At 60.8% G+C, this 21,109-nt stretch carries 19 protein-coding genes; 6 read left to right on the top strand and 13 right to left on the bottom strand.

Annotation, left to right across the window (positions count from 1 at the left end; translation table 11 throughout):
• Positions 1-4: 4 nt before the first annotated feature.
• Genes GTP27_RS19335 through GTP27_RS19320 form a run of 4 tightly spaced genes read right to left on the bottom strand, consistent with a single transcriptional unit; the run spans position 5 to position 4,502 of the window.
• Positions 5-916: a BadF/BadG/BcrA/BcrD ATPase family protein gene (locus tag GTP27_RS19335; RefSeq protein ID WP_161040777.1), complete on the bottom strand. Its 912-nt coding sequence runs from the start codon at positions 914-916 to the stop codon at positions 5-7.
• A gap of 11 nt (positions 917-927) precedes the next feature.
• Positions 928-2,625, bottom strand: a complete 1,698-nt coding sequence (locus tag GTP27_RS19330) for a glycoside hydrolase family 10-like protein (protein WP_161040776.1) — start codon at positions 2,623-2,625, stop codon at positions 928-930.
• A 51-nt stretch (positions 2,626-2,676) separates the two neighbouring features.
• Positions 2,677-3,927 carry an MFS transporter gene (locus GTP27_RS19325; protein WP_308495302.1) on the bottom strand — a complete coding sequence of 417 codons (1,251 nt, stop codon included), beginning with the start codon at positions 3,925-3,927 and terminating at the stop codon, positions 2,677-2,679.
• The gene (locus GTP27_RS19320; RefSeq protein WP_161040775.1) at positions 3,924-4,502 is read right to left on the bottom strand and encodes a YdeI/OmpD-associated family protein; all 579 of its coding nucleotides are present in this window, start codon (positions 4,500-4,502) and stop codon (positions 3,924-3,926) included. Before GTP27_RS19320 ends, GTP27_RS19325 begins: the two co-directional genes overlap by 4 nt.
• Positions 4,503-4,620: 118 nt before the next feature.
• On the opposite strand from GTP27_RS19320, the gene GTP27_RS19315 reads away from it, so the two are divergent.
• The 4 genes from GTP27_RS19315 (at position 4,621) to GTP27_RS19300 (ending at position 6,894) form a co-directional block, all read left to right on the top strand.
• Positions 4,621-5,064, top strand: a complete 444-nt coding sequence (locus GTP27_RS19315) for a hypothetical protein (RefSeq protein ID WP_161040774.1) — start codon at positions 4,621-4,623, stop codon at positions 5,062-5,064.
• Between the two features lie 52 nt (positions 5,065-5,116).
• Entirely contained in the window at positions 5,117-5,641 is a 525-nt protein-coding gene (locus GTP27_RS19310; protein ID WP_161040773.1) for a hypothetical protein, read from the top strand.
• 38 nt (positions 5,642-5,679) lie between these two features.
• The gene (locus GTP27_RS19305; RefSeq protein WP_161040772.1) at positions 5,680-6,120 is read left to right on the top strand and encodes a lysozyme inhibitor LprI family protein; all 441 of its coding nucleotides are present in this window, start codon (positions 5,680-5,682) and stop codon (positions 6,118-6,120) included.
• Between the two features lie 132 nt (positions 6,121-6,252).
• Complete coding sequence (locus GTP27_RS19300) at positions 6,253-6,894, top strand: TMEM175 family protein (RefSeq protein WP_161040771.1); 642 nt, start codon at positions 6,253-6,255, stop codon at positions 6,892-6,894.
• Here GTP27_RS19300 and GTP27_RS19295 read toward each other — a convergent pair.
• The 3 genes from GTP27_RS19295 to GTP27_RS19285 form a co-directional block, all read right to left on the bottom strand.
• Positions 6,891-7,571: a Fe2+-dependent dioxygenase gene (locus GTP27_RS19295; RefSeq protein ID WP_161040770.1), complete on the bottom strand. Its 681-nt coding sequence runs from the start codon at positions 7,569-7,571 to the stop codon at positions 6,891-6,893. The genes GTP27_RS19300 and GTP27_RS19295 overlap by 4 nt on opposite strands.
• A gap of 61 nt (positions 7,572-7,632) precedes the next feature.
• Entirely contained in the window at positions 7,633-9,990 is a 2,358-nt protein-coding gene (locus tag GTP27_RS19290) for a catecholate siderophore receptor Fiu (RefSeq protein WP_161040769.1), read from the bottom strand.
• 135 nt (positions 9,991-10,125) lie between these two features.
• Positions 10,126-13,605, bottom strand: a complete 3,480-nt coding sequence (locus GTP27_RS19285) for a PAS domain-containing hybrid sensor histidine kinase/response regulator family protein (RefSeq protein ID WP_161040768.1) — start codon at positions 13,603-13,605, stop codon at positions 10,126-10,128.
• A gap of 285 nt (positions 13,606-13,890) precedes the next feature.
• Here GTP27_RS19285 and fnr point away from each other — a divergent pair, with 285 nt between their 5' ends.
• Positions 13,891-14,649, top strand: a complete 759-nt coding sequence (gene fnr, locus GTP27_RS19280) for a fumarate/nitrate reduction transcriptional regulator Fnr (RefSeq protein ID WP_161040767.1) — start codon at positions 13,891-13,893, stop codon at positions 14,647-14,649.
• Between the two features lie 282 nt (positions 14,650-14,931).
• Positions 14,932-15,921, top strand: a complete 990-nt coding sequence (locus tag GTP27_RS19275) for a hypothetical protein (protein ID WP_161040766.1) — start codon at positions 14,932-14,934, stop codon at positions 15,919-15,921.
• A 44-nt stretch (positions 15,922-15,965) separates the two neighbouring features.
• Here the strand turns inward: GTP27_RS19275 and GTP27_RS19270 are convergent, their stop codons facing one another.
• From GTP27_RS19270 to ccoN, 6 genes are read right to left on the bottom strand one after another with little or no spacing between them, the layout of a single operon-like run.
• Positions 15,966-16,505, bottom strand: coding sequence for a FixH family protein (locus GTP27_RS19270; protein WP_161040765.1), 540 nt, complete (start codon positions 16,503-16,505; stop codon positions 15,966-15,968).
• 9 nt (positions 16,506-16,514) lie between these two features.
• Positions 16,515-17,903: a cytochrome c oxidase accessory protein CcoG gene (gene ccoG / locus GTP27_RS19265; RefSeq protein ID WP_161040764.1), complete on the bottom strand. Its 1,389-nt coding sequence runs from the start codon at positions 17,901-17,903 to the stop codon at positions 16,515-16,517.
• Positions 17,900-18,841 carry a cytochrome-c oxidase, cbb3-type subunit III gene (gene ccoP / locus GTP27_RS19260; RefSeq protein ID WP_161040763.1) on the bottom strand — a complete coding sequence of 314 codons (942 nt, stop codon included), beginning with the start codon at positions 18,839-18,841 and terminating at the stop codon, positions 17,900-17,902. Before ccoP ends, ccoG begins: the two co-directional genes overlap by 4 nt.
• Positions 18,834-19,004, bottom strand: coding sequence for a cbb3-type cytochrome oxidase subunit 3 (locus GTP27_RS19255; RefSeq protein WP_161040762.1), 171 nt, complete (start codon positions 19,002-19,004; stop codon positions 18,834-18,836). Before GTP27_RS19255 ends, ccoP begins: the two co-directional genes overlap by 8 nt.
• 1 nt (position 19,005) lies before the next feature.
• Positions 19,006-19,620, bottom strand: a complete 615-nt coding sequence (gene ccoO, locus GTP27_RS19250; protein ID WP_161040761.1) for a cytochrome-c oxidase, cbb3-type subunit II — start codon at positions 19,618-19,620, stop codon at positions 19,006-19,008.
• Between the two features lie 13 nt (positions 19,621-19,633).
• Complete coding sequence (ccoN, locus tag GTP27_RS19245) at positions 19,634-21,061, bottom strand: cytochrome-c oxidase, cbb3-type subunit I (protein WP_161040760.1); 1,428 nt, start codon at positions 21,059-21,061, stop codon at positions 19,634-19,636.
• Between the last annotated feature and the right edge of the window lie 48 nt (positions 21,062-21,109).

Raw genomic sequence — 21,109 nt, 5'->3', positions numbered from 1 at the left:
ACGGTCAATTCTGGCAGTGTAGTGCAATGCGGGCCGCTGCGTGATGGGCCTGTGTAGCTTTTTGTAGCAGCACCTGACCGGCAGGCAGCGCCGCGCGCATGCTGGCGGCGATCAGCGGGTGCAGTGTAGCAGCGCGGCCGCCGAGCACCATGGGACGCGCGCCATAGCGGCGCACCAGCGCCAGCCCGATACGCGCCAGTTCCAGCCCTGCGCCGCGCAGGATCGCCTGCGCCGCGGGATCAGCATCGGCACTGGCCGCCACGGCCAGCGCCAGCTCGCCCAGCGCACCGCGCTCCTGCCCGTACACGAACTGGCGCGACAGCGCCCAGTCGCTGCCGCCGATACGCTCGAACACGGCCTGCGCCAGCGCCGACTGGCGCCAGCTGTCGGGCGCTTCATCTTCCTGCCGCCAGATGTGGCGCAGCGCTTCGCGCGCGATCCAGTAACCGCCGCCGCCATCATCGAGCAGCACGCCACGGCCACCGGCGCGGTGCAAAGTGCCTTGCGCGTCTATCCACGCGGCGATGGAACCGGTACCGGCATACACCAGATACCCCTCGCCCGGCGCAAAACTATCGAGATAAGCGATTTCGATATCGCTGCGCACCTGTATCGCCGTCTGCGGCAGTTGCAGCGCCATCGCCAGCCACTGCGCCGGTTGCGCCGCTACGCCATCGAAACCGGTCAGCCCGGCGCACACCCCTTGCGGACGGCCATAAGTGCCAGCATAAGCGAGCACCTGCGCTGCCAGCTGCTGCAGCAAACCCTGCACGGCGCTGCGGCCTGCCTCGCTTTGCATCTGGTTGACGGACAGGCCGGCTACCGCGCCCTCAGCGACGATCTGGCCATCGGCTGCGGCCAGTGCCCAGCGGGTCTGCGTGCCGCCTGCATCGATGCCCAGTCCGTAAGCACGCATGGCCGCAAGTCCTAACGCAGAACGGTAACCCGCTCGCTCTCGTTGCCGAGCCGGTCCACGGCGCTGACCACTACTGCCTGCGCTGCACCGGCCATGGCATCGTCGGCCAGCAGCACCTGCGTGCGCGCGGCCGGCGCCACCGTGAAGCGCCATTCGCTGCCGTAGCGCGACCAGATCGCATACTGCGCCACCGGCTTACCGCCCGCTGCCGACAGTTTCAGCGTCAGCCCGCCAGCGTCGCGCCGCATAGCCACTGCCGGTGCTGCCGGTGCGGCATTTCCCAGCCACGGCGTGGCGGGCGTCAGCGCAGGGCTCAGGTAGCTCTGGGCTTTGAGCTGCTCGCTGATGCCTTTGCGGTTTTCCATCAGCGCTGCAATGCTGAAGTGCACATGGCCGCCCACGCTGGCGCGGCTGCGCGTGACCGCAATCTGCTTGAGGATCTCTTCCGGCGCAAAAGCTTTGCTGCTGCGGTCGATGCGGCTGGTGTACAGGCCCGGCCAGATGTGGCGCGCACGGGTATTCTGCGCCACCCAGTAATCGAGCAGCACATCGAAAGCCTGCGGCGCCTGCGCTACGGGCCAGTACAGCTGCGGCGCCAGATAATCGAGCCAGCCGTTGGCCAGCCACAGCTCCGCATCGGCATACAGCTTGTCATACTGGCTAAAACCGGCGATGCCGGGCGGGCGACGCTCAGGCTTGCCGATACCGAAGGGGCTGATACCGAAACGCACCCAGCTCTTTTCCTTATGGATGCCCTGATACAGCGCTTCGATCAGGCGGTTCACGTTCTGACGGCGCCAGCCGGCGCGGTCCAGCGTGCCGCCATCGAGCAGATAGCGCTGCCACGAAGGCTGGTCGGGGAATTCCAGTTCCTGCCTGACGCCCACGCCCGCATCGAGCGCCACGCCTTCCGGCCCCGCCGTGCTGGCGCTAGCATCGACCGGATAGGGGTAGAAGTAATCGTCGATATGCACGCCATCCACGTCGTAGCGGCGCACCACATCGAGCACCACGTCCAGCGTGCGCTGGGCCGCTGCCGCTTCGCCCGGGTCCATCCACAGATAGCGGCCATACGATTTCACTACGCCCGGGTCGGTATTGGCGATATGGCTGGCAGCCAGCGGCGACTTGGCCGTAGCGTGACGCGCACGGTAGGGGTTGAACCATGCATGCAGCTCCATGCCGCGGGCATGGGCCTGCTCGATCCAGAACTGCAGCGGATCCCACGGCGTGGCGGGCGCGCGGCCCTGCTGGCCGGTGAGGAACTCCGACCATGGCTCCAGCGACGAAGGGTAGATCGCATCGGCACTGGGGCGCACCTGCAGCACAATGGCATTCAGCCCCACGCCCTGCGCACGGTCGAGTATGGCCAGCGCTTCCGTCTGCTGCTTGGCCATGCTCAGGTTATTCCGGCTCGGCCAGTCGATATTCGCCACGGTGGACACCCAGGCAGCGCGGAATTCGCGCGGTGCCGGGGGCGGCTGGTTGGGGTCAACGGCCAGTGGTGTAATTGCCGGCGCGACAGGCTGGCCAGCGACGCCCCCGCCGGTACCAGCGGGCTGGGGTTGCGGCTGCGCGCCACTGAGGCCGGCCGGAGTGGCAGACGGCGCCACCGGCGTGCTGGAACAAGCCTCCAGCAACAGTGAAATTGCCCCTGCGGCAGCGGCCGATAAGCTCAGCCGCTTTTTTGCATTAAAAACCACAACCATTCCCCGAATCAAATTAGCCCCCGTATTGTAGCGGAAGCGGGGTAGGCCGTTTTACAGCGTGCGCCGCACCAGCAGCGTCATGCCGAAAGCGGGCAGGGTGGCGATACAGGCCCACAGGAAGAACAGCTGATAGCCGAGTTGCTGCTGCAACCAGCCCGCCACCATGCCCGGCAACATCATCCCCAGCGCCATAAAACCCGTGCACAGGGCGTAGTGGGCGGTTTTATGCTCGCCATCGGCCACCGTCACCATGTACAGCATGAAGGCGGCAAAGCCGAAACCGTAGCCGAACTGCTCCACCGCCAGCCCGGCGGCGATCAGCAGGGTATCGCTAGGCTGGGCCACGGCCAGATACACGAACACCAGATCGGGGACGTGCATGATGCACACCATGGGCCACAGGCTGCGCTTGAGGCCGAAACGGGCGATGACCAGCCCGCCGGCTATGCCGCCCAGCACCAGCGCCGCCACCCCCACCGTGCCATACACGATGCCCACCGTGGCCGTGCTCAGCCCCAGCCCGCCCTGCGCCCGCCCGTCGAGCAGGAAAGGGGCCGCCATTTTGAGCAACTGCGCTTCGCCCAGCCGGTACAGCAGCAGAAAACCCAGCGTCACGCCTATGCCGGGCTTGCGGAAGAAACTGCGGAAAGTCTCGGCAAAACCGCTCCACACATTGTTTGCGCTGATATACGGCTGATCTGTAGCCGGACGCGGCAGCACCCACTGGTGATAGGCTCCCAGCAGCAGGAGCAGCAGCGCCAGCAGACCGAACACCACCGCCCATGCCTGCGCCGCATCGCCATGGCGCTCGATCAGCACACCGGCCAGATACACCAGCCCGCCCTGACCGGCGATCATGCCCAGCTTGTAGAAAGCGCTGCGCACGCCGACAAAAGCCGCCTGCTGCGAGCGTTCGGGCAGGCCCAGCATGTAATAACCATCGGAGGCAATATCATGGGTAGCCGAACTGAAGGCCAGCAGCCACAGCAGGGCCAGACTGATGCGGAAAAAATCCGGCAGATGCAGGCTCAGCGCCACGCTGGCCAGCGCCACGGCAGACAGCCACTGCAGCCCCACTATCCAGCGCCGCTTGGTGCCGAACAGTTCCACTAGCGGCGACCACAGCGGCTTGATCACCCACGGCAGATACAGCCACGCCGTGTAGAACGCCAGTTCGGCATTCGGCACGTCGAGATTCTTGTACATCACGGTGGCCAGCATCATCACGGCCACATAGGGCACGGCCTGACTGAACGAGATACTGGGCACCCAGGCCCAGGCATGACGGGAGACTACGTTCAATCGTCCATTCCTTTACCTTCGAGTATGCGGGGGATGCAGCGCTCTACGCGCGCCGCGCGGGTGGCCGACTGCTTGGCCTGAGCGAAATGCAGCAGGTAGGCGCGCTGGCGCCCCGGCGTGAGCGCATCGAAAGCAGCCTGCAGCTTGGGCTGTTCGGCCAGACGGCTGGCGAATTCTTCCGGCATGTCGAATTCTGCCGTGGACTTTTTCTGCACGGTCAGGCCAGCTTTTTCCGCCACGATGGCAGCGCGCACATAACGCAGTATCGCCGCGCTCTGCTGCTGTATCTGCGCCACGCTGGTGAAGCGGATCTGGCGTGCCGACTGCACGTTTTCCGTCTGCTGCACCAGCAGGCCGTCAGCGTCATCGAGCAGGGCGCCCTTGAACAGCAGCAACGCGCAGTATTCCTTGAAGCCGTGCATCAGCACGATATTGGCGCCCTCGTGCATGTAGCAGGGCCAGCCCCATTTGAAGCCTTCCTCGAGACCAAGCTCACCCAGCAGGGTGCGTAACTGTGCGAACTCCTGCTGCCACGGCTGGGCCTTGGCAAAAAACGCGGCGATACGGTCCGACATGGCAAGCTCCTGCACAATGAGATCGCGCCTATTGTGCCACCATCGCGGCCAGATCGACGTCTGGTCGGATGCATTTCAGCTGCATTTGTAATCGTGTAGCGAGATATGCTAAATTGACATGCTCAATAAACAACAAATCTTGGCATACTCCATGTCCTTCCGAATTCTGCTCGCGCTGTTGATCGCATTCTCCTCATCGATTGCCTGGTCGGCGGAAAATGAAAAACTGCCGTCGGAAGTCATGCATGATCTGTCATTCCTGTCACTACCGCATGGCTATGCGCTGGTTTTGATATACAAGATCGAAGTGGAGTCACTCGACCAGCAAAGCATAGATCTGGGGCGAAAAGTATTGGCCGATGCAGGCTTCCATATCGACCAATCAAGAACCGCTGGAATAGCGGATGCAAAACCGGTATTGAAAATCACCGGCACGAAAGAATACGCAGCAGCAAACCCGACAGCTGACATTATTCTGGCTAACGTGAAACAGGCCGTGCAAGGCAACGCTACGAAGTTCTCGTGGGCCGTTTCCCAGAGCGCAACAGCAAAAGTACAGTAACGCTGGCAGCACCGCGCTACAAACACACTCACGCAGCGGACGCAAGATCGCAATGAACCTGAAATCGAACACAATATTGCAGCGTCTGGATGCATTGGTCCGGTGGACCCATGCCGACGACCAGGTCCGGCAGGATATGTCTGCAGATTTTACCGAACGACCGCGCCAGCTTATGCGCTGGCTGCCGCTGTTACCTATGGCCTTAGGAGCAGGCCTGATCTATTTCGCCATCGCAGCGCCATTACCGCACGGCGTATATGCAGTTGCAGGGCCTGCAATCGCGCTGGCTGGAAGCATAGCCATGAACGGCCCTCTGGGCAAATCCTTCGTTAAGGACAACGAGCGCGAGACGGCATTACGTCAAGACGCCTACTTCGTTTGTCTGGCCTTCCTGACTTTCGCCAATATTCTGGCAGGCCCCGTGCTACTGATGTCTGCAGCATTGCAGGCATGGCCGGTCGAGCGCATCGTGGGTGTGGCCTTTGCCCTCTTCATGAGCAATATGGCCTGCTTCCTTAGCCTTCCTACGCTTTATGCAAGCTGGAAATTATCAATACAGCGCGAAGATATATCCTGAGTCCTGCACCAGCATTGCAGGCTATGAATCGACTTGTTATGAATGTTCTGCCATTGAACTCGCCTTCCCGCAAGCTGTGCATCAGCGTTCTTGCTTTCTCCATTCTTTACCCGCTAACGCTGAAACTGGCCGTCGCCGCTGGCGAGTGCGACAAGAGTTTTCCCGACCATATTTCAGAGGTTCAATGCATCAATCAGCTGAACAAAAAACTCGATGAGGAATTGAATCAGGCCTATCAGGCGGCTCTCGCCAAGCGCCCTGAGAAAGACGCGTGGGACAGCAGAAAAGAGCGTGAACAATTGCGCAAGTCCCAGCGTGCATGGCTGAAATTAAAAGAAGAAAATTGCACGCTCATTGGCGGCCTGCAAGGCGGGAACAATCTCTGGGTATCTGAATTTATCGCCCAATGTGTACAAGAAGAGACTATCGCGCGGACCAAATTCTTACGACGTATCGCGAATGATGCATTTGGTGGCTAGCAGGCTAGCGTAGATTGAAAGTGGGGGCGGTTGCCACATTTGTGCCGTTAAGCGACAGTGGCCTGCCTAACATTGCGATTTAGGTAATTTTCCGCAAGAATGTGCGCTCCCCCGTCCTCAAAAAAGCGCCCCATGTCCGACTCTGTCAGCACCACCTCGCCGCAACTGAGCAAACACCGCATCGAAGCGCTGGCCGATGGCATTTTTGCCGTCGCCATGACGCTGCTGGTGATCGACCTGCGCATCCCCGAAGCAGCCCGCCACGCGGGCGAAGCCGCATTACGCAATGCCTTGCTGGAGCTGCTGCCGAATATGATATCGTGGCTGATCAGCTTCTTCGTGCTGGCCAACTTCTGGATCGCCAATCATCGTCTGTACAGCTTTGTGCGGCAGGTGGACCAGAGCCTGTTGTGGCTGACCATGCTTGTGCTGTCCGGCGCATCGCTGCTGCCGTTTGCTTCCGCCGTCGACAACCAGTTTGCTTCGCTGACGGGACAGGCCGTGTATTCGGGCGTCATGGTGCTGCTCGGTAGTGCCACCCTGCTACAGGCGCGCTATATCTATCGCCACCCCGAGCTTTGCAGCCATAGTTTCGATCCACCGGCCTATGCTGCCGTCATGGCGCGCAGTCTGGGCCTGATCGTCATTGCGCTATCGGCCATCCCCCTCAGCATCACCATGCCGGGCAAGGCCAATCTGGTGTTCTTCCTGATGGCCGGTCTGCGCCCGCTGGGTAGCTGGGCGGAACGCCGCAGCGCACAGAAGGCCGCTTAAACCTCGCTCCACTGGCGCAGCAGGTTGTGATAGTGGCCCGTCAGGCCGACCAGTTCCGTACAGTCGCCCAGACGCGCACGCAGGCTCTGGATATTCTGGTCCAGTTCCAGCAGCATGCAGCGGCGCATATCGTCGCGCACCATGCTCTGGGTCCAGAAGAAGGAACAGATGCGCGCGCCGCGTGTTACCGGCGCCACGCGGTGGATGCTGGTGGACGGATAGACGATCAGATCACCGGCCGGCAGCTTCACTTCATGCTCGCCATAGGCATCGACCACGGTCAGTTCGCCGCCCTCGTATTCCTCGGGATCGCTGAGGAACAGGGTGGACGACACATCGGTGCGCAGCCACTGGCCGCTGGCAGCCACGCGGCGCATGGCGCCATCCACATGGTCGCCGTAATGCTCGCCACCGGCATAGCAGTTGAACAGGGGCGGGCAGGTGCGCAGCGGCAGCGCCGCCGAGAAGAACAGCGGGCTGGCTGCCAGCGCGGCCAGCACTTCCGCGCCCAATTCCTGCGCCAGTGGCGAGCCTTCCGCCAGCTGACGGTTCTGTTTGACCTGCGCGCCCTGCGCACCCACCGTGCTACGCCCATCGACCCAGTTCGAGGCATCGAGTCGGCGCCGCATGGCGGCCACCTGCTCCCGGCTTAGCACACCGGGGATATGCAACATCATGATTTTGCTCCGCAAGTAAAAACGGCATTCCGCCTGTAACGGAACGCCGCGTGTCGCCAGATTAGAAGTGGAAGCTGGCCGTCAGGCTGGCCGAGCGCGGCGCGCCCGGCGTGTAGCGGTAACCAGACTTGTTAATCGCCGCCACATACTGCTGGTCGGCGAGGTTGTAGACATTCAGGCGCAGGTCCACGTTTTTGCTAACCGGGTAGGATGCCATGGCATCGAACACCCAGTAAGCATCGGCGTAGGCCGGCGTACCCACAGCACCATCGGTGCCGCGCAACAGCTTGTCGACGAAGCGGGCACCGCCGCCGATCTGCAAGCCCACCGGCAGGGTGTAGGAAGTCCATGCCGTGAAGGCCTGTTTGGGCGTGTAGCTCAGCCGGTTCTCGCCGCTGTTGGTGACGATTTTGCCGGACACAACTTCCGACGCCATGCGCGTATAGCCTGCGCTGATCAGCCAGTTACGCATCAGCTCACCCGTCACGCCCAGCTCTATGCCCTGCACGCGCTTCTTGCCGCTCTGGTAGTACAGCGCGCTGTTGGTCGGATCGACTTCGATCTCGTTGCGCACAGCGGTGCGGTAGGCCGCAGCCGACAGCGACAGCTTCTGTTTCAGCAGATCCCACTTGGTGCCCACTTCATAGGTGGTAGTGATCTGCGGATCGTAGTTGGGGTTGGTAGCGCTGCTGGCCGCACTGCTGAGCGTGAAGGTATTGCCGCCGGGCGGAGCTTTGGAAGTGGCCGCCAGCGCATACACGCTGCTGTTGTCAGTCGGCTTGTATAGCGCCGACAGTTTGCCGTTGAGCAGAGTATCGCTGCTGTTCAACGCTGTCGCCAGCAGGGTGCCGACCGGAATAGTCTGCGGCGTCGCCGCGCCCTGTACCGTCACGCCGTTGTAGCTGGTGGTGTAGTGATCGAGCCGCACCCCGCCGTTGAATATCCAGCGCTCGCCCAGCTTAGCCGTATCGAACAGATACACGGCCTGGGTATTGGTGCTGCCGTCGCCGCGGGCGCCGTTACGCACCATGTTCACCTGTGCCTTGCTGATCGGCATGGACGGATCCGGATGGTAGATGCTGGTCGGCGGCAGGCCGACCACGGAACCGTTGACGGACACCGCGCCGTTGACGTTGGTGTAGTTGGTCTGCTTCTCGTTGGTCAGCTCTAGACCGGCCACCAGCGCGTGCTTGAACACGCCATCTTCCAGAGTGAAGCTGAGCGTACTCTGGTTGGTGAGGATTTCGTTGAGCTGATCCTTGTAGGTCAGATTGGTACGCGCCATCACCCAGCTGGACGGATCGGAACCGGCCACGTTGGCTGTCAGGTTGGCGCCCGAAGACATGAAGGACGTCAGCAGATAATCCTGCTTGGTGCGCCCATAGCGGGTGGTGTTCTGCAGGCGTGCGCCGCCGGCAAAATCGTGCTCGATGCGGGTGGTCAGCATATCGGCGCGCACCTTGTCGAAGTCCAGCATGGAGCCGTAGAAATTCTTCGGATCAACCGGTCTGGCGCCCGCCATAAAGGCAAAGCTCTGGGCCGGCTTGGTGGCGGTCGCGGCGATCGGCGCCGGTGGCGTCCAGCCGGGCAGACCTATGGTCAGCACGCCGCCATCGGGAATATTGTCCTGCTGTACGTGCAGATAGTTGAGGTAGACGCGGGTCGTGCCGTTCAGGCCGAAGGCCAGCGATGGCGCGACGCCCCAGCGCTTGTTGCGCACCACGTCGCGGGCCGGATTGCCGCTGTCCTGATCGAGCAGATTGAGGCGGAAGGCCGTGCCCGTATCGCTGTTGATCACGCGGTTCAGATCGGCCGTGACGCGGCGCTGCTGGCCGCTGCCCAGCGTCAGCGCGGCATTGCTGGCGTTTTCCATCAATGCCTGTTTGCTGACCAGATTGACCGAGCCGGTGGGCGTGCTGCGCCCGCTGTCGGTACCGGCGGGTCCCTTCAGCACATCGATCTGCTCGATGTTGAAGGTATCGCGCGAGATCGAGCCCACATCGCGCACGCCGTCGACAAAGATGCTGCCGGACGCATCGAAACCGCGCATATAGATGGCATCGCCCGTCGTGGTGCTGCCATTTTCGCCGAGGAAGAAAGCGCCCACGCCGGGGGTGTTGCGCAGCGCTTCCGTCAGGGTCACGGCGCCTTGCTGCTCCACCAGTTCGCGCTTGATGACGGTGACCGTCTGCGCCGTATCGACCAGCTTTTCCGTGTATTTGGGCGAACTGGCCTTGTCGGCCTTGAAATCGTTGATGGCATCGGCTATCACTTTCACTTCATCCAGCGTTTTCTGGGCTGGCTGGCTGGTTTCTCCGGCCTGCACCGCCACGCTGGCGGGCAGCAGCAAGGCAGCCAGCGTGCAGTTGAGGGGGGAACGCCGCGCAGGCGCGTGCTTACGACTCTTGATCATGTGCATCCTTCATCCGTGGGAGTGGGTGGCTGGCTGCGCTGCAAGAGTTGCAATCGTGCTAAAGGCGTCTGGCTGCCGCTAAACAACTAGGGGTAGCAGGATTGTAACAAGGAAGGATACAAATGTAAATGCGAATTATTCTCAATTCGATTTGTCAGCTGCCTGCGCGTCCAGCCACCGGCGCGCCTGCGCCAGCGTCTGCGCCAGTTCCTGCCGTACGGCCTGGAAGTAGGGCGCCAGATCGGCCGCCGCGCTGCTGACGGCGTCGTTGTTGATGGCTTTCTCCGCATCCAGCGTGGCCTGCACCAGCCGCTTGGCACCCAGCACACCCACCGCGCCGCGCAGGCCGTGGAAAGCATGGGCGGCATCGCGCAGCCGCCCTTCCTGCAGTGCCACGCCAGCCACTTCGACCGGGCCCATGCCGCTGTCGATGGCGCCGCGCACCATGCGCTCCATCATGGCACGCCCTGCCGCGTCCTTGCCCATCACCCGCATCAGGCTATCCATATTGAACACGCCGTCATCGATGGCTGGCTGGGCTGGCGTCTGCACTGCCGCCGCAGGAGCAGCCGCACGCTGCGCACGCGCCGGCAGATGCCGCTGCAACACGGCCAGCATTTCCTCCACCTCGATCGGTTTCGGTATGAAATCGCTGATGCCGGCTTCCTCGCTGCGGTGCCTTTCACTGCCCAGCACGCCGGCCGTCATGGCAATAATCGGCAGCTTCAGCCCCAGTTGCTGGCGCAGGATACGGGTGGCCGTGTAGCCATCCATGACGGGCATCTGCATATCCATCAGCACCATATCGTAATCCTCGGGGCCGGCGCGCAGGCGCTCCACCGCCTGCCGCCCGTCGCCCACCGCATCGAGCGTGGCGCCGGCATGTTCGAGTATGCCGCGCGCCACCATCTGGTTCAGCAGATTGTCCTCTACCAGCAGGAAGTGGATACCGGCCAGACTGCCGGCGATACTGGCTTCCGCCGTGGCACGCTGGCCGTGTTCGCCATACGCTGCCAGCGCATGCTGGAGTGCGTCATATAAATTCGTCGGGGTAACGGGCTTCACCAGCACCACAGCGTTTTCATCGCTCTCGGCCTGGGCGCGCACGCTTGGCTGGGCCAGCACCACCAGCGGCAGGGCAGCAGCGCCCTGCTGCGCGCGCAAGGCCTGCAGCGTGCTACGGCCGTCGGCTCCCTGCATCTGCCAGTCCAGCAGCAGCAGATCGTACTGCTGGCCGCCCGCCTGACGCTGTTCGTAGCACTGGCGTGCCGCCAGATCCGTGGCCGCTTCATCCACCTGCCAGCCATAGCCGCGCAACAGCTCCGCGATAATGGCGCGGCAACTATCGTGGGCTACCGCCGCCAGCACGGTGAGCGGACCGGGCACGGGATGGCGGCGTTCCTCGGCAGCGCTGCTGGCCACCCCGAATGCCAGACTGAACCAGAAACGCGAACCCTGGCCGGGTGCGCTGGCCACGGCAATTTCTCCGCCCATCAGCTCGATCAGCCGCTTGCTGATGGCCAGCCCCAGACCCGTGCCGCCAAAGCGCCGGGTAATGCTCTGGTCACCCTGGGTAAAGGCGTTGAACAGCTGGGTCAGCTGGGCCTCGTTCATGCCCATGCCGGAATCGCGCACTTCGAAACGCAGCAATATCTGCCGCGCGTCCGCCGCAATCAGTTCGATATTCACCGCGACTTCGCCCTGCTCGGTGAACTTGATGGCATTGCCCACCAGATTGACCAGTATCTGCTGCAGGCGCAGTGCATCGCCATGCAGCTGGCGCGGAATGGCAGGATCGACGCGGATGGCCAGTTCGAGCGGCTTTTCGCCGCTATTGAGTGTCATCAGCGTGGCCAGCGCATTGACCACATCATCGAGCGCAAAATCGACCGGCGATAATTCCATGTGGCGCGCTTCGATCTTGGAGAAATCCAGCACGTCGTTAAGGATGCCCAGCAGCGACTGGCCCGATTCGCGCACCATGTTCAGATATTTGCGCTGCTGCGGCGTCAGCGGCGTATTACCGAGCAGGTAGACCATGCCCAGCACCGCATTCATCGGCGTGCGGATTTCGTGGCTCATATTCGCCACAAAATCACTCTTGGCGCGGTTGGCCGCTTCGGCGCGGTCGCGCTCGCGCTCCAGTTCCGCTGCGCGCGCTTCCACATCCTGCTGCAGGCGGTGGCGCTCGGTGATGTCGGCAATCATGGCCAGCATCTTCACGCCCTGATCGGTACGCACGGCACTCAGATTGAGCTCCAGCGGGAACTCGCTGCTGTCGCGGCGCAAGCCGTACAGCACCTGCTCGGGACCGATGCGCACCGGTGCTGCCCCCATGCTCTGGCTGAAGAAGCGCTGCTGGATATCGACGTAGCGCTCGTGCAGACGCGGCGGCACCAGCATGGTCAGCGGGCGGCCCAGAATTTCCCCACGGGCGTAGCCGAAGCAGCGCTCCGCTTCACGGTTCATGGTTTCGATCCGGCCAGCAGCATCTACCACCAGTATCACAATGGGCGCATATTCCACCAGATTCTGCAGGCGGGCATCGGCCGCCAGCCGCTGCTGCATCAGCGCGTTGAAGGCGCTGGTGAGCTGGCCCACTTCATCGGCCGTCGCCACCGGCAGCGGGGTGTAGCCGGCCGGTGCGGCATGCAGGGCAACGATGGTGTCACGCAGGCGCACCAGCGGCGCCAGCAAATGCATGGTCAGCCAGCCGATCAGCAGCGCTGCCAGCAAACCTGCCAGTCCGCTCCACCACATCAGACGCTCCACCGCGCCATGGAAAGGTTCGAATGCCTCCTGCGCCGGCAGCGAGGCCGCCAGCACCCAGTCTACTGCGCGCAAGGCCTTGTAGCTGTTGATGGTGTTCTGGCCGCTGCTGTTGACGCCCTCTATGCTGCCTTCGAAGCCCTGTTCCAGCGCACGGGTGGTGGCCGGATTGGCATGCGGCTGGCGCGGCTGCAATAGCCGCTTGGCATCCGGATGCAGTACATAGCGCGGCACCGCTTCCCGCGTGAGCGCAAAATAATAGCCGGTGCGGCCCACTTTGGCGTTGCGCAAATGCCCGAGCAGATTGTCCTTGTAGAGCCGCAGTACGCCGATCAGCACGCACACCACTTCGCCGCGCGCATTCAGCACCGGTGCCACCATCTGTACTATGGGCTGGCCCTGGGCACGCCCGATGACGGGTTCGGAAATCACCGGCATGCGGGTATGCAGCACGGTCTTGAAATAGGCCCGGTCGGATGCATCGATGCCGACCCGGCCAGCCTGCTCGGGCAGGTCGGCAATGACGCGGCCTGCAGGATTCAGAATCAGCACATCGTCGAACAGCGCCAGTACGGCACGGTCGCGATAGTATTCGCGCAGGCGGGCCGGCGAGGCGGCCAGTTCGGGCGGCTGCTGTTTCGCCGACTGGGCAATAATATCGCGCAGCATTAGCAGCTTGTCGTCCAGCTCCTCGGCCGTACGGTTGATCAGCGCCGTCTGCTGGGCAAACAGCACTTTGCTGAAGTCGTCCTGCAGCCGGTGCATCTGCATTGCGGTAACCAGCGCCAGCATCAGGATCGATGTCAGGCTGGTGGCCAGCGCAACTTTTGCCTTGATACCTAATGAGGTCATGTGTTCCCTGTGAACGTAGAACCTGCAGAAAACCGGGCGGGACCTCGTGGGAGGTGAGTAAATTTTGCTATTAAAGCTAGTTTTTAGCAATACAATTCACGGCTGGCCGCAAGGAGCAGCGCAGCACAAATTCGCCCGTGCAACATGGTGTGCTGAATCTGCCACAGTAGTTTTACCATGCGGCACTGCAGCACTACGGCTTTAGAGGCAAAATACTTACTGGAATACCCGAGATAGTAACTATGACATAGCCCAAAAGGACTACAAATGGTCTAAACTGGCGGGATGATACGAGAATTTGACTCGCTGGTCAGTCCCAGCACCCCGCTCGAAGTGCTCAAAGCCAAGTGCGCAACGTGCAGCATGCACCAGCTGTGCCTGCCTATGGGCCTCGATAATGACGATATGGATAGGCTGGATCAGATTATCGGCCGCCGCCGCAAGGTGGCGCGCGGCAGTACCCTGTTCCGTATCGGCGACCCGTTCCAGAACCTGTACGCCATCCGCCTGGGCCACTTCAAGGCCTATCAGGTTAACCGCGACGGGGTCGAACAGATTACCGGCTTCCAGATGGCCGGTGAACTGCTGGGCATGGACGCCATCAGCACCGATCTGCACCACTGCACCGCCGTGGCACTGGAAGATAGCGAAGTTTGCGAAGTACCGTTCAGCAGCCTGCAGCAACTGCTGGCCGATATGCCGGCCCTGCTGCGCCACTTCCACCGCATGATGAGTCAGGAAATTACCCGCGAGCAGAGCGTCATGCTGCTGCTGGGGAATATGCAGGCCACCCAGCGTTTTGCCGCCTTCCTGGTCAACCTGTCGTCCCGCTACGAAGCGCGTGGCTATTCGCCGCATACCTTCCAGCTGCGCATGTCGCGCGAGGAAATCGGCAACTATCTGGGCCTGACCATCGAAAGTATCAGCCGCCTGCTGTCCAAGTTCAAGAAGGAAGGCCTGCTGCGCGTGAGCAACCGCGAAATCGAACTGCTCGATCCCGTGCGCCTGAAAGCCATTACGGCCGGTACCCACTCCTGCGGCTAATGCCGGCTAGTGCGATGCCGCATCTGGCATGCTGCAACCACCATGCAGCCTAGCGCCAGCGAAGCGGATGATGCCTGTCCCATCGGGAAAAATTCCCGATAGCGGCGCCTGATCGCTGCATTAGGTCTTGCTGTAAGACACCGCTGGACATGGCGTCAGCCATCCAAGAATCATCCTTTCCGCCTAGTCTATGCTCCCGCCCCTTGGCTATAGAGTCGGGATGGAAGGAGTTTTGTGCGGATAATGTTACTCAGTTGGCATCATTAATTCAGTGACATACTTATGATCCCAGCAACAGCACAAAACCCTGCCATCACCTTGGCGGTGCCTTCATCCACTTTGTTTCATGCCACCCCAGTGCACGGCGCCAACACCGGCCCAAGATTTCCTTCGGTAAATCCCCCACTGGTAACGCCTGATTCCTCAAGCTTCATGCATCGCAGTTTGACCTGCCCGCCATTACCTGCCGAAGCAGAAACCAGCGCAGCAGTGGAGCAACCGCAGACCCTTTTGCGATCCGGTGCGGCGCCAGTGGTCAGCCTGTCAGCCGCGGATGCGGCCAGCGCCGCATCTGCCCTTGCCCAGTCGATTCAGCATCATTGGAAACCGATCGCAGCAATGAAAGCTGACGAGGCGGCTGCCGTACCAGCCCGATTCGATGTGATCGACCAGATTACGCAAACCGCCTGCGAGCCTGATCCGTCGGACCAGCTTGGACTGATGCTATACGGCGATCACCGCAGCTACGGCGAACTATGGGATGACCGTATTGCCAACACCATAGACGTCGCCAGGGACATGGCAACATATTGCAGCAAAGGAGAGGCAGGCGCGGTGTTTGGATACCAGCTTGGTCAGGGTATGGTCGGTTTGCTGGCCATGGATCCGGCCATGCCGGTCGTCCGCTATGCCTGCTCCCACCCAGCAACTCAGAACGCAGCTGGCGCATTGTTCCAGGCTGCAGTGGCGCATTCCGCCAGCTGTGGCTGGAACGGTGAGCTGGCGCTGTTTTCCTACGAGGACGCAATGCCAGCCTATGAAGCACTGGGATTTGTGAAGAACGATAACCAGGCCAAGCGACTGCTGAAAACAACGAATGGCACCCTGTTCGACGCACAGTACATGATGTTACGCCCGGCGGAGAGTGACAAATGGTGCCAAGTAAACGACCTATGGACCTTGAAAAGCAATGTCAACCAGCGCTTTATCACTGCGCTGGACAGCACTTCTAAAGGCGACACGGCTATCGAATTGGCCAATCAGCCTGAGTGATCTGCTTGAGAAAAGCTGGGCACCATTGCTTTCTGCGCGGCTGATCAGTCGTCCACCGGTTTGGCCAGATCGGCCTGTAGCGACACGGCACGCTGTTTAGGCCAGCTCCAGCTGCCGGCCAGACGCCAGTCGCGCTGTTCGCCTTCCACCAGCACCACCCAGCGGCTCTGCTCCAGCATGGGCAGGTTCAGCTCGAACGCGCCGTTGGCATCAGGCTGCACCACCAGATTGATGTCTTTTTCCGGCAGGGTAGCGTGCGACAGGTGGACGAACAGCTTTTCCTGCTGGGCGGTGGCCGTAGCGCGGGTCAACTGACCCACCAGTACCCCGCGCGCTGCGTCATACGACAGCTGGGCGGACAAGCCCAGATCGGCCGCGCGGTGGTCACGCCGCAGATCCTGATTAATCGTCTTGCCCTTCTTGTAGTAGTCGCCCACCACCAGTGCATCCTGCTGGGTGTAGGCCAGATAGCCGAAATAGCTGCCCACCACCACGGCGGTAGCCGGGCCCAGCATTAGGAACCACGGCCAGCGGTGTTTATACCAGGGTGCGGCAGGCGTTTGTTCCAGTATCGAGACGGTCATGTTAGCTCCTTAGCGCGGGACGATGAACACCGCGTGTTCTTTCACATGCAGCGACGGCTCGTCGATGGCCGTCAGTTCCACATCGATCTTGTTGGATCCGGCTTTGCCCACGCCATGGGCCACGCGCAGACGGATAGGATAAGCCTTGGTTTCAGTGGCCGCGACCACTACCTGATCGGCCGTTACCTGCTTCAGCGTATCCAAGCCGCTGACGCGGATCTGATAGGTATGGCCGCGTTCCGAGGTATTCATGATCTGCAGACGGTAGACATTTTCTATCATGCCATCTTCCACTTCGCGGCCCATCGAACCGCGGTCGCGGATCACATCCATCTTGAGCGGCGTACGCAGGTACAGCGACGCCGCCGCCGCACAGATGATCAGGCCCAGTATCGCCGTGTAGATACGCACGCGCGGACGCAAGGTGCGCTCGCGGATCTGGGCCGGGGTGTATTTGTTTACCAGACCATGCTCGGTGGTGTAACGCACCAGACCGCGCGGCTGGCCTATCTTGTCCATCACGCTGTTGCAGGCATCGACACAGGATGCGCAGCCTATGCATTCATATTGCAGGCCGTTGCGGATATCGATGCCGGTAGGGCAGACCTGCACGCACAGCGAGCAATCGATGCAGGAACCGTTGCCGGTAGTCTGTTTCGATTTGGAGATAGGAGCACGCGGTTCGCCGCGCTCCTTATCGTAGGAAATGATCAGGGTGTCCTTGTCGAACATCGAGCTCTGGAAGCGGGCGTAAGGGCACATGTATTTGCACACCTGCTCGCGCATCCAGCCGGCATTGCCGTAGGTGGCAAAGGCATAGAACACCACCCAGAACCATTCCCATGGGCCGAAGCTCAGCGTGAACGCTTCGCTGCCCAGTACTTTGATCGGGGTAAAGTAGCCAACAAAGGTATAGCCCGTCCACAGGGCCAGTGCGGCCCAGGTCAGATGCTTGCCGGTTTTCTTGGCGAATTTCTTGAACGAAGGCGGTTGTTTGTCGAGCGCCATGCGGGCGCTGCGGTTACCTTCGAATTTGCGCTCTATCCACAGGAAGATTTCGGTGTACACCGTCTGCGGACAGGCAAAGCCGCACCACACCCGCCCTGCTACTGCTGTGGCCAGAAATAGCAGGTAGGCGCTGATGATTAACAGTGCAGCCAGATAGATGAAGTCCTGCGGCCACAAGACAATCCCGAAGATGTAGAACTTACGCGCGCCCAGATCGAACAGCACGGCCTGGCGGCCGTTCCACTGCAGCCACGGGCCGCAGTAGAACACCAGTTGCGTGAGCCAGACAAACAGCCAGCGCAGACTGACATATTTGCCCTTGATCTCGCGAGGATAGATCTCCTCGCGAGCCGCGTACATCTTGATTACTTGTGGTGCAGATTCATTCATTGTGCTGCCGGGGCGACTTCTTGAGCCGGAGCGGCCGGTTGATTAACGTCGTTGGAAAGGCTCCACACATAGGCCGCCAGGACATGCACCTTAGCATCACCGAGGAACTCGGCAAACGCTGGCATGGTCGTGTTGCGGCCACCGCGGATGGTCTCCATGATGGTATCAGCACTGCCGCCAAACAGCCAGATCTTATCGGTCAGATTCGGTGCACCGATGGCCTGGTTGCCTTTGCCGTCCGCGCCGTGGCAAGCCATACAGGCAGCGAACTTCTCTTTACCGAACGATGCCTTGATCGGATCAGCGGTCGAACCGGACAGGCTCAGTACGTAGTGCGCAACGTTTTCCACATCTTTGTCGGTACCCACTGCGGCACCCATCGGCGGCATCACGCCATTACGGCCGTGCAGGATGGTTTCCTTGATGGTTTCCGGCGCACCGCCGAACAGCCAGTCTTTGTCGGTCAGGTTAGGGAAGCCTTTGTTACCGCGGGCATCCGAACCGTGGCACTGGGCGCAGTAGGTCAGGAACAGGCGCTCACCGATAGCATGGGCTTTCGGATCGGCAGCCACTGCCTTCAGGTCCTGTTTCTGGAACTGGGCGAACAGCGGACCGTATTCAGCGTCGGCGGCCTGCACTTCCGCCTGGTACTGGCCCGAAGATTTCCAGCCCAGTTTGCCAGCGAAGCTACCCAGACCAGGGTACAGCACCAGATACACCACACCGAACACGATGGTGATGTAGAACAGCCACATCCACCAGCGCGGCATAGGCGTATTCAGTTCCGACAGGTCTTCGTCCCAGACGTGGCCGGTGGTTTCACCGGGTTTGCTGGTGACTTTCGATTGCGAGTACAGCAGTACGGCACAGCCGACGATGCCCAGGATGGTCAGTACAACAATGTACAGGTCCCAGAAGCTATTAGTAAAATCAGCCATGTTGCGCCTCCAAATCTTCGTCGTCGAACGGCAGATGTGCCGCCTGAGCGAAATCAGCTTCTTTATTGTGGACCAGTGCCCACCACAGGATTCCGGCAAACGTGATGAAAGAAATCACCGTCATCACGCTGCTGGCACGGTCCAACAGGGAATCGATTGCCATGTTAGTTCCTCGATTTAATTAACGTGCCCAGGCCTTGCAGATAGGCGATCAGAGCATCTTCTTCGGTTTTATCTTTCAGCTCTTCCGGACCGGCGGCAATTTCAGCGTCGCTGTACGGATGGCCCAGACGTTGCAGTGCGCGCATTTTCGGAATCACGCCCTGTGGGTCCAGCTTGGTTTTCGCCAGCCATGGGTAGTTAGGCATGTTCGACTCTGGCACCACGTCACGTGGGTTGTTCAGGTGGGTACGGTGCCATTCATCGCTGTAACGGCCGCCGACACGGGCCAGATCCGGACCGGTACGTTTCGAACCCCACTGGAACGGACGGTCATAGACGAACTCGCCAGCTACCGAGTAGTGACCATAGCGCTCGGTCTCTGCACGGAACGGACGCACCATCTGCGAGTGGCAGTTGTAGCAGCCTTCGCGGATGTAGATGTCGCGGCCGGTCAGACGCAGTGCCGAGTAAGGCTTCAGGCCAGCTACCGGTTCGGTAGTCGACTTCTGGAAGAACAGCGGCAAGATTTCTACGGCGCCGCCGACGCTGATTACCAGCACTACCAGCGCGATCAGCAGCCAGGGATTTCTTTCAATCCAGTCATGTGAAAATTTCATAGGTGCTCCGATATCAAGCGTGGCCGCTGGTCAGCGCAGGAATACGCGCTACGGCGGTCTCGCGGTTACGCAAGGTCATCCAGGTGTTGTAGCCCATCACGCACATGCCGGTCAGATACAGCAGGCCGCCGGTGAAGCGCACAACGTAGTACGGATAGGTCGCTTTGACGCCTTCAACGAAGGTGTAGGTCAGGGTGCCGTCTGGATTGACTGCGCGCCACATCAGACCTTGCATCACACCGGCGATCCACATTGCGGCGATGTACAGAACGATACCGATGGTGGCTACCCAGAAGTGCAGGTCGATCAGCTTGGTGCTATACATTTTCTGCGAGCCAGCCATACGTGGCAGCAGGTAGTAGATCGAACCCATGGTGATGAAACCAACCCAGCCCAGAGCGCCACCGTGAACGTGAGCAATGCTCCAGTCGGTGTAGTGCGACAGCGCGTTGACGGTCTTGATCGACATCATCGGGCCTTCGAAGGTGGCGATACCGTAGAACGACAGCGACACGATCATGAATTTCAGGATAGGATCGGTACGCAGTTTGTGCCATGCGCCCGACAGCGTCATGATACCGTTGATCATACCGCCCCACGATGGTGCCAGCAGAATCAGCGAGAACACCATACCGAGCGACTGGGTCCAGTCTGGCAGTGCGGTGTAGTGCAGGTGGTGAGGACCCGCCCACATGTAGGTGAAGATCAGCGCCCAGAAGTGCACGATCGACAGGCGATACGAGTACACAGGACGTTCAGCTTGCTTAGGAATGAAGTAGTACACCATGCCCAGGTAGCCGGCGGTCAGGATGAAGCCCACCGCATTGTGGCCGTACCACCACTGGATCATCGCGTCCTGTACACCTGCGTAAGCGGAGTAGGATTTGAACAGGGTTGCAGGCATCGAAGCACCGTTGACCACGTGCAGGATCGTCACGGCCAGAATGAAGGCAGCGAAGAACCAGTTAGCCACGTAGATGTGCTTAACTTTGCGGGTCAGGATGGTGCCGAAGAACACTACCGCGTAGGCGATCCACACGACAGCGATCAGCAGAGTGATAGGCCATTCCAGCTCGGCGTACTCTTTACCGCGGGTCAGACCCAGTGGCAGCGTAACGACGGCGCTCAGAATGACGGCTTGCCAGCCCCAGAAGGTGAAGGCAGCCAGCTTGTCCGAGAACAGACGTACCTGGCAGGTACGCTGTACCACGTAGTACGACGTTGCGAACAGGCCGCAAATACCGAACGCGAAAATCACCGCGTTGGTGTGCAATGGCCGCAGACGGCCATAAGTTAACCATGGAATGTCCAGGTTCAATGCCGGCCATGCCAATTGGGCAGCGATAATAACGCCGACCAGCATGCCGATGATCCCCCAGACCACGGTGGCGACTGCGAATTGCTTCACAATCTTGTAGTTGTAGTTCTGTGCAAGGTCCACTTGATGTTCTCCCAAGAACGCTTTGATGATGTGGGTCAAAGGTTACTT

The organism is Duganella qianjiadongensis (assembly GCF_009857915.1).
Classification (GTDB): Bacteria; Pseudomonadota; Gammaproteobacteria; order Burkholderiales; family Burkholderiaceae_D; genus Rugamonas; species Rugamonas qianjiadongensis.
The sequence above is the reverse complement of the archived record's forward strand: the minus strand, read 5'-3'. Positions and strand labels throughout refer to the sequence as shown.

Excerpts from the sequence above, each read along its gene's own strand:
- GTP27_RS19310 (WP_161040773.1), top strand. The coding sequence starts at position 5,117 with ATGAACCTGAAATCGAACACAATATTGCAGCGTCTGGATGCATTGGTC.
- GTP27_RS19295 (WP_161040770.1), bottom strand. The coding sequence starts at position 7,571 with ATGATGTTGCATATCCCCGGTGTGCTAAGCCGGGAGCAGGTGGCCGCC.
- GTP27_RS19255 (WP_161040762.1), bottom strand. The coding sequence starts at position 19,004 with ATGGCAATCGATTCCCTGTTGGACCGTGCCAGCAGCGTGATGACGGTG.
- GTP27_RS19305 (WP_161040772.1), top strand. The coding sequence starts at position 5,680 with ATGAATGTTCTGCCATTGAACTCGCCTTCCCGCAAGCTGTGCATCAGC.
- GTP27_RS19285 (WP_161040768.1), bottom strand. The coding sequence starts at position 13,605 with ATGACCTCATTAGGTATCAAGGCAAAAGTTGCGCTGGCCACCAGCCTG.
- ccoO (WP_161040761.1), bottom strand. The coding sequence starts at position 19,620 with ATGAAATTTTCACATGACTGGATTGAAAGAAATCCCTGGCTGCTGATC.
- ccoG (WP_161040764.1), bottom strand. The coding sequence starts at position 17,903 with ATGAATGAATCTGCACCACAAGTAATCAAGATGTACGCGGCTCGCGAG.
- GTP27_RS19290 (WP_161040769.1), bottom strand. The coding sequence starts at position 9,990 with ATGCACATGATCAAGAGTCGTAAGCACGCGCCTGCGCGGCGTTCCCCC.
- fnr (WP_161040767.1), top strand. The coding sequence starts at position 13,891 with ATGATACGAGAATTTGACTCGCTGGTCAGTCCCAGCACCCCGCTCGAA.
- GTP27_RS19330 (WP_161040776.1), bottom strand. The coding sequence starts at position 2,625 with ATGGTTGTGGTTTTTAATGCAAAAAAGCGGCTGAGCTTATCGGCCGCT.
- GTP27_RS19335 (WP_161040777.1), bottom strand. The coding sequence starts at position 916 with ATGCGTGCTTACGGACTGGGCATCGATGCAGGCGGCACGCAGACCCGC.
- GTP27_RS19320 (WP_161040775.1), bottom strand. The coding sequence starts at position 4,502 with ATGTCGGACCGTATCGCCGCGTTTTTTGCCAAGGCCCAGCCGTGGCAG.
- ccoP (WP_161040763.1), bottom strand. The coding sequence starts at position 18,841 with ATGGCTGATTTTACTAATAGCTTCTGGGACCTGTACATTGTTGTACTG.
- GTP27_RS19270 (WP_161040765.1), bottom strand. The coding sequence starts at position 16,505 with ATGACCGTCTCGATACTGGAACAAACGCCTGCCGCACCCTGGTATAAA.
- GTP27_RS19275 (WP_161040766.1), top strand. The coding sequence starts at position 14,932 with ATGATCCCAGCAACAGCACAAAACCCTGCCATCACCTTGGCGGTGCCT.
- GTP27_RS19315 (WP_161040774.1), top strand. The coding sequence starts at position 4,621 with ATGCTCAATAAACAACAAATCTTGGCATACTCCATGTCCTTCCGAATT.
- GTP27_RS19300 (WP_161040771.1), top strand. The coding sequence starts at position 6,253 with ATGTCCGACTCTGTCAGCACCACCTCGCCGCAACTGAGCAAACACCGC.